The sequence below is a fragment of the Microcoleus sp. S28C3 genome (genome assembly GCF_036700785.1).
Taxonomy (GTDB): Bacteria; Cyanobacteriota; Cyanobacteriia; order Cyanobacteriales; family Microcoleaceae; genus Microcoleus; species Microcoleus asticus.
Genome location: NZ_JAUBPO010000033.1, coordinates 55910 through 62622, shown reverse-complemented (window position 1 = coordinate 62622; position 6713 = coordinate 55910). Strand labels below are relative to the sequence as shown.

Here is a 6713-nt window from a genome sequence, read left to right as displayed (position 1 = left end):
GAAGTTTTATCCCTCTGTGGTTGGGACTATATCCTTGAAGCTATATTAAGTGCAACTTCATAGTAAATTGGTATAATTACGTACTCGGAAAATCCTGTATAAATCTGTAAGAATAACTGCTAATTTACGTGCCAAAGAACAGGTAATTTACTATTATTTCACACAAACTTGATTTTGATTGCGTAAATATTGCGTAGGCCAATCGAGGGTAATTGCTCAACTCAGTCTTTGCACTGAATTCCCGGTAGAAACCTAATTGTTCTGAAACGATGACATAATATCGTACAAGCCGCATCTTAGGGAAATAGGGCAAACTCTCACTCATTACCATGATTGGCGCCTCGAAACCCTGACGATTGTTGAGAGAACATCGTACTGCAAGTCCTATTCCGCTATCCTTTTAATCTAGAATCTAAAACCTAAAATCTAAAATACTATGGCCCAGCGCTACGTTCGAGTTAAAACAACACAAGGACACATCCATTACGGTTTACTGCAACTGGGCCACAGCGTTCAAGTATTTGATGCACCGCCCTGGTTAAAAGGACAACCAACTGATTTGGAACTTTCACCAGATACTTACCAAATTCTCGCCCCGTGCTCTCCCTCAAAAATTGTAGCCGTAGGCAAAAATTATGTCGATCACGCCGCCGAGATGGGAACCCCAGTACCTGCTGAACCCCTGCTGTTTTTCAAGCCTCCGAGTGCTGTCATCCCCGCAGGTGGAGCGATTCGCTATCCGCAGCAGTCGGAAAGAGTAGACTACGAAGGAGAATTGGCCCTGGTGATTGGCGAACATTGTACCAACTGCACTCCCGAACAAGCACACGGCAAAATTTGGGGATATACTATCGCCAATGACGTAACAGCTAGAGATTTGCAAAAGCGGGACAACCAGTGGGCGAGGGCCAAAGGGTTCGATACTTTTTGTCCCTTGGGGCCTTGGATTGTCCGCGAACTGAGTCCTGCTGCACAATTGCAGACTTTTATCAATGAGAGCGAGCGACCGGTACAGTCATCCCAGATCGATCGCATGGTTTTTTCGCCAGACTTTCTCGTCTCCTACATCAGTCAAATAATGACCCTAATTCCCGGTGATGTGATACTGACTGGAACGCCACAAGGAGTAGGGCCGCTACAAATAGGCGATCGAGTCCGCATCGAAATTGAAGGCATCGGCAGTCTTGAAAATACAGTAGTTATTGGTTATTAGTTATTGGGCATTGGGCATTGGGCATTGGGCATTGGGCATTAGAACCAACAAATAATAACCAACTAACAACTGTCAACTGTCAACAGTCAACTAACTAACGAACCTGCATATAAACAGCATCCGAAAGCGGAGGAATCTCTGCATAGCGTCCCAAAAGCGACTGAACGACTGCATACACAAATGCAGCAAAAGCGCCCAAAAACACCATGTTATACAGAGTTTCCGCAATAAATGCGACTTGTAAGCCTTTAGAAAAAATCGGCAAAACCAGACCGCACAGCATCAAAACAATGTCTAAAAGAATCGCCTGCATCGCATTAAAACGAATGAAGTGACTGATGTTTTCGTTTCTAACTACTCCTAAATACAGGGCAAAGAAGATAATCAAGCTAGCAAAGGGCAAACTATAAAGTTGCATCAAAGGAGCTAGCGGTATCAACAACAGTTGCAGGACAGGAAACTGTGTAAACAGAAACCTGCCAAACGACAGCCCGTCAATCAGCGGGAGCAAATAAGGCAAAGAAGCAAAAATCCGGTCTGGAACAGTTGTAGATCCGCGCCAAGTCATAATGAACTCTCCTGAGTCGATCGATTAACTATCAATTCCTATTAAAATCAGCATAACGCAGCAGGCTGAGTTCCGACTCGCCCGGAATTTGCTCATCTGTGGGCGGATAGCAGCCTCAAGTACCAGATGCAGGGGAACTTAGATCGAGTCGGGTTAATAGTGACCATGCCCCATGCCCCATGCCCCATGCCCCATGCCCGATGATTATTTTATATTGGCAATGACGAAGCCCATTTGACACTCGTACCGATCGGGCAAATTTTCCGTAGGTTTAGCAACTGGATGTCCACAGCGAAGCTCTCCACCGCTCCAACGCGGTTGGCCTGTGCGATCTGCCAGCAAACAACTTTGGCAAACACACTGAGGGGCAAGCATCTGATTTTCCATTAAAATGACTAACATTTGATACCTCCGGCAGGTTTCACACCAGTAATTTCATTGTATGTCAGGAGTTTAGGACAAACGGCTTAACCTGAACACAACGTAATATTTCTGTCAATGGTGCGAAATCCGTAGTAGGCTAAAAGATCCCCAATTCCCAATCCCAAAATTGTCAAGAGGTTGATTATTGTGACGGACACTAACTTAGAATTCCTTTCCAAAACCGATCCGCTCATTGCCGATTTAATCGGGCAAGAGCTCCAGCGGCAGCGAGACCACCTAGAACTCATCGCCAGCGAAAACTTTACCTCCGCAGCGGTAATGGCAGCTCAAGGCTCAGTGCTGACCAATAAATACGCCGAAGGACTGCCAGCGAAACGCTACTACGGCGGCTGCGAATTTATTGACGGCATCGAGCAAATCGCGATCGATCGCGCCAAACAGCTATTTGGAGCCGCTCACGCCAACGTCCAGCCCCACTCCGGCGCTCAAGCCAACTTTGCAGTATTTTTGAGCTTGCTGGAACCCGGAGACGGAATTATGGGCATGGATTTGTCCCACGGCGGACACTTGACCCACGGTTCGCCGGTCAACGTATCCGGCAAATGGTTCAAAGCTTTTCACTACGGCGTCAGCCAAGAAACAGAACAGCTCGACTACGACGAAATTTTGGCACTCGCCAAAGAAAACCGACCAAAATTGCTCATTTGCGGCTATTCAGCATATTCGCGAATTATCGACTTTGAGAAGTTTAGAGCGATCGCCGACGAAATCGGAGCCTACCTGCTCGCCGACATCGCCCACATCGCCGGGTTAGTCGCCACAGGGCATCACCCCAACCCCCTCCCCCACTGTCACGCAGTCACCACCACCACTCACAAAACCCTCCGCGGCCCCCGTGGTGGCTTGATTATGACTAATGACCCGGAATTAGGTAAAAAGTTTGACAAAGCAGTTTTCCCCGGCACTCAAGGTGGCCCCTTAGAACACGTCATTGCGGGCAAAGCAGTAGCTTTTGGCGAAGCATTAAAGCCTGAATTTAAAACTTATTCCGGTCAAGTAATTGAAAATGCGCGCGCTTTAGCTGCACAGTTGCAGCAGCGGGGTTTAAAACTCGTTTCCGGCGGCACGGACAATCACTTAATGCTAGTTGATTTGCGCTCGGTAAACATGACAGGCAAGCGAGCCGACCAATTAGTCAGCGGTGTGAATATTACTGCTAATAAAAATACCGTGCCTTTCGATCCGGCATCGCCCTTTGTCACCAGCGGTTTGAGAATCGGTTCGCCGGCGATGACCACCAGGGGAATGGGAACAGCAGAATTTACCGAGATTGGCAATATTATCGCCGATCGACTGCTAAATCCAGATGATGAAAGCGTCGCCGCCGACTGCCTGCGACGAGTAGCAGCACTGTGCGATCGCTTCCCGTTATATCCCCACTTGTACTTGAAAGTGCCGGCATTAGCTTAATTTTCCTGATCGGCAATGGGAAATTGGTAGTTGGAAGTGTACGGGTAAAAGGGTAAAAGAGCAGGAAAAGATTGAGAGTTGCCGGTAGCGATATTGACAAGAGGTTTTCACCAAAAAGATCGCTCGCCAAGACGGTTTTTAGTAAAGATATTTGTCGGGCGGGGCTGGTTTGAATAAAGGTATTTGTAGGTTGCGAAAGATACCGCTCAACTGGGCCCGCTCGCCAAATATCGACTTTTTTGGTCGCGAAAGAGTCGATATTTCAAATCGTTAATTCGAGAGTTATGAATGAAAAACCTGACAATTCGCCCCAGGGCAACTGCCATTGCGGCAAATCTCCGACTCCCAAACCCCCAGTCGCTCTTCAAGATGTTTCCTTGTTATAAGCCATCTGAAATGTAGTAGACTCTGCCTGACAGACTAATTGCCCCGCACTATTTAAAATTGATTTCAGATGCCGTACCAGTATCTGTACCACGTAGTAGCTTTTCTGATTTCTGCGATCGTCGTCCTCTGGAGTACGCCAATAGTCAAAAAAATTGGTCTCAAAAGCGGGCGAGTCGATCGACCAGGCGAGCGAAAAGTCCACCAGCGCCCGATGGTGCGCTTGGGAGGAGTTTCCATCTTTCTCGGCACTCTCAGTGCCCTCTTATTTGTCTGGCTTTCAGGAGGCTTCATCGATGCTAGCGGACAAGTTCTCAATCCCAAAGACGAATACGAAATTTGGGGAGTCACCCTCGGCGGCATCGGATTCTTCCTCATCGGTTTAGCAGACGACTTATTTTCCCTGTCGGCATTAAAACGCTTGCTCATGCAAATTGGCGTATCCAGCATCGCTTGGATGGCAGGGGTAAAAATTGAGTTTCTCACAGTTCCCTCCCTGGGACTGACAGATATTGGCTGGCTGAGCTTGCCAATTACCGTGATTTGGCTCGTCGGCATGGCCAACGCCATCAACTGGATTGACGGTTTGGACGGTTTAGCTGCCGGAGTTTCAGGGATTGCAGCAGTTGTAATGCTGATTGTCAGTCTGTCGATGCACCAACCAGCCGCAGCCCTAATTGCAGCGGCTTTAGCTGGCGGGGCCTTGGGATTTCTGCGCTACAACTTCAATCCGGCCCAAATCTTTATGGGAGATGGCGGGGCTTATTTTATCGGGTTTACTCTCGCTGGAGTGGGAGTAATTGGGTTGGTTAAAACTACGGCTGTTACTTCTGTGTTGCTGCCATATTTAATTTTAGCTGTACCGATTTTAGATATGTCGGCCGTGATTCTCGATCGACTTCGCAACGGCAAGTCACCGTTTATTGCTGACAAGCGCCACCTCCACCACCGACTTCTACAAGCCGGACTATCCCATCGATTTGCGGTTTTATTTATTTACTCGCTGACACTGTGGGTAGGAAGTTTAGCCTTAGCTTTTTCGCTTCCGAGCGGCGTAATTTACGCTATGGGTGCAACAAGTTTGCTGGGATATGCTAGCTGGAAAGTTTGGAGACACGCTAGGTGAAGGAAGAAGGAAGAAGGAAGAAGGAAGAAGGAAGAAAAATAATTTCTAATGCTCCATGCCCAATCCCCAATTCCCCAATCCCCCAATTCCCCAATCCCCAATCTAAAATCTAAAATCTAAAATCTAAAATTGCATGGTTGCTGAAATTATTTGTGTTGGCACTGAATTGCTGTTAGGCGATATTCTTAATAGCAATGCCCAGTTTTTAGCCAAAGAATTAGCGAGTCTGGGAATCCCTCACTACTATCAAACAGTGGTGGGGGACAATCCAGAACGCATCAAACAAGTGTTAGAAATCGCCGTCAGCCGATCGCAGATTTTGCTCTTCACCGGAGGCCTCGGTCCCACACCAGACGACCTGACAGTCGAAACGATCGCCGATTTTTTTGGGGTTCCCTTAATAGAAAAGCCGGAAATTATCGCAGATATCGAATACAAATTTGCCCAGCGGGGACGCACCATGAGTCCCAGCAACCGCAAACAAGCTTTAATTCCAGAAACTGCGGACATTCTGCCAAACCGCAGCGGTTCTGCACCGGGCATTATTTGGCAGCCGGTTCACAACGTGACAGTGATGACATTTCCCGGCGTACCGGCGGAAATGCACTTGATGTGGCGAGAAACTGCCGTTCCTTACCTGAAAAATGGCGGCTGGTGCAGCGAAACTATTTACAGCCGCACATTGAAATTTTGGGGCATTGCTGAGTCGGCATTGGCCGAAAAAGTAGAGAGTTTTCTGAATTTAACTAATCCTACTGTGGCTCCCTACGCCAATCACGGCGAAGTCAAACTGCGGATTTCAGCCCGCGCGGAGTCGGAAGTGGCTGCTAAAAATTTGATTGAGCCGATCGAACAACAATTGCGGCAAATTGCCGGCTTAGACTGTTACGGTGCTGATAGCGATACCCTCGCTTCGATTGTCGGTCAATTGTTGCTGGATGCGGGGCAAACTCTCAGCGTGGCTGAATCCTGCACCGGAGGAGGATTGGGGGCGATGCTGACTGGTGTTCCCGGCAGTTCTTGCTACTTTTTAGGCGGGATTATTTCTTACGACAATCGGGTCAAGGAAGGATTATTAGGTGTGAATCCGCAAGATTTAGCCGAGTTTGGGGCAGTCAGCCACCAAGTGGCCAAACAAATGGCTGCGGGGGTGCGCGCCAGCCTCAATACCAATTGGGGATTGAGCATTACAGGCATCGCCGGGCCCGGAGGCGGCACAGACGCTAAACCTGTCGGATTGGTGTATGTCGGTTTAGCGGGCCCCCACGGCGACGCAGAAAGTTTTGAATACCGCTTTGGCGATGCCCGAGGGCGCGATTGGATTCGGAATCTGAGTAGCTGTACGGCGCTCGATCGGCTCCGGCGTAAATTATTGTTTGCAAAAGCGTAAAAAATATCCAGCGTTTTGTCAATTGTCAACAGTCAGCCGTAAGCTTAAGCTTTATTTAACACTCTCTACTCCGAGATAGTTCGGTAATATTCCGCTGGCCTCTTGATTATCTGTAAAGATTCGTTATGATAATAAGATAGGACTGATTGGCCAATATACTGACTCTCTCCATTGCTCA

At 48.1% G+C, this 6713-nt stretch carries 6 protein-coding genes; 4 read left to right on the top strand and 2 right to left on the bottom strand.

Annotation, left to right across the window (positions count from 1 at the left end):
- Positions 1 to 436 precede the first annotated feature (436 nt).
- On the top strand, positions 437 to 1213 hold the full coding sequence (locus QUA13_RS12445) for a fumarylacetoacetate hydrolase family protein (protein ID WP_333198769.1): 777 nt from the start codon (positions 437 to 439) through the stop codon (positions 1211 to 1213).
- 94 nt (positions 1214 to 1307) lie between these two features.
- Here the strand turns inward: QUA13_RS12445 and QUA13_RS12440 are convergent, their stop codons facing one another.
- Both QUA13_RS12440 and QUA13_RS12435 read right to left on the bottom strand, forming a co-directional pair.
- Positions 1308 to 1781, bottom strand: a complete 474-nt coding sequence (locus QUA13_RS12440) for a Tic20 family protein (protein WP_333198767.1) — start codon at positions 1779 to 1781, stop codon at positions 1308 to 1310.
- A gap of 204 nt (positions 1782 to 1985) precedes the next feature.
- Positions 1986 to 2183: a hypothetical protein gene (locus QUA13_RS12435; protein WP_006631916.1), complete on the bottom strand. Its 198-nt coding sequence runs from the start codon at positions 2181 to 2183 to the stop codon at positions 1986 to 1988.
- A gap of 168 nt (positions 2184 to 2351) precedes the next feature.
- Here QUA13_RS12435 and glyA point away from each other — a divergent pair, with 168 nt between their 5' ends.
- The 3 genes from glyA (at position 2352) to QUA13_RS12420 (ending at position 6535) form a co-directional block, all read left to right on the top strand.
- Positions 2352 to 3635, top strand: a complete 1284-nt coding sequence (gene glyA, locus QUA13_RS12430; protein ID WP_333198765.1) for a serine hydroxymethyltransferase — start codon at positions 2352 to 2354, stop codon at positions 3633 to 3635.
- Positions 3636 to 4089: 454 nt separating this feature from the next.
- The gene (locus tag QUA13_RS12425) at positions 4090 to 5145 is read left to right on the top strand and encodes a glycosyltransferase family 4 protein (RefSeq protein WP_172188067.1); all 1056 of its coding nucleotides are present in this window, start codon (positions 4090 to 4092) and stop codon (positions 5143 to 5145) included.
- Positions 5146 to 5278: 133 nt separating this feature from the next.
- The gene (locus QUA13_RS12420) at positions 5279 to 6535 is read left to right on the top strand and encodes a competence/damage-inducible protein A (RefSeq protein ID WP_333198763.1); all 1257 of its coding nucleotides are present in this window, start codon (positions 5279 to 5281) and stop codon (positions 6533 to 6535) included.
- Positions 6536 to 6713 lie beyond the last annotated feature (178 nt).

What these genes read in the sequence shown, in the direction of transcription:
- QUA13_RS12445 (WP_333198769.1), top strand. Translation starts at nt 437, where the DNA reads ATGGCCCAGCGCTACGTTCGAGTTAAAACAACACAAGGACACATCCAT.
- QUA13_RS12440 (WP_333198767.1), bottom strand. Translation starts at nt 1,781, where the DNA reads ATGACTTGGCGCGGATCTACAACTGTTCCAGACCGGATTTTTGCTTCT.
- QUA13_RS12435 (WP_006631916.1), bottom strand. Translation starts at nt 2,183, where the DNA reads ATGTTAGTCATTTTAATGGAAAATCAGATGCTTGCCCCTCAGTGTGTT.
- QUA13_RS12425 (WP_172188067.1), top strand. Translation starts at nt 4,090, where the DNA reads ATGCCGTACCAGTATCTGTACCACGTAGTAGCTTTTCTGATTTCTGCG.
- QUA13_RS12420 (WP_333198763.1), top strand. Translation starts at nt 5,279, where the DNA reads ATGGTTGCTGAAATTATTTGTGTTGGCACTGAATTGCTGTTAGGCGAT.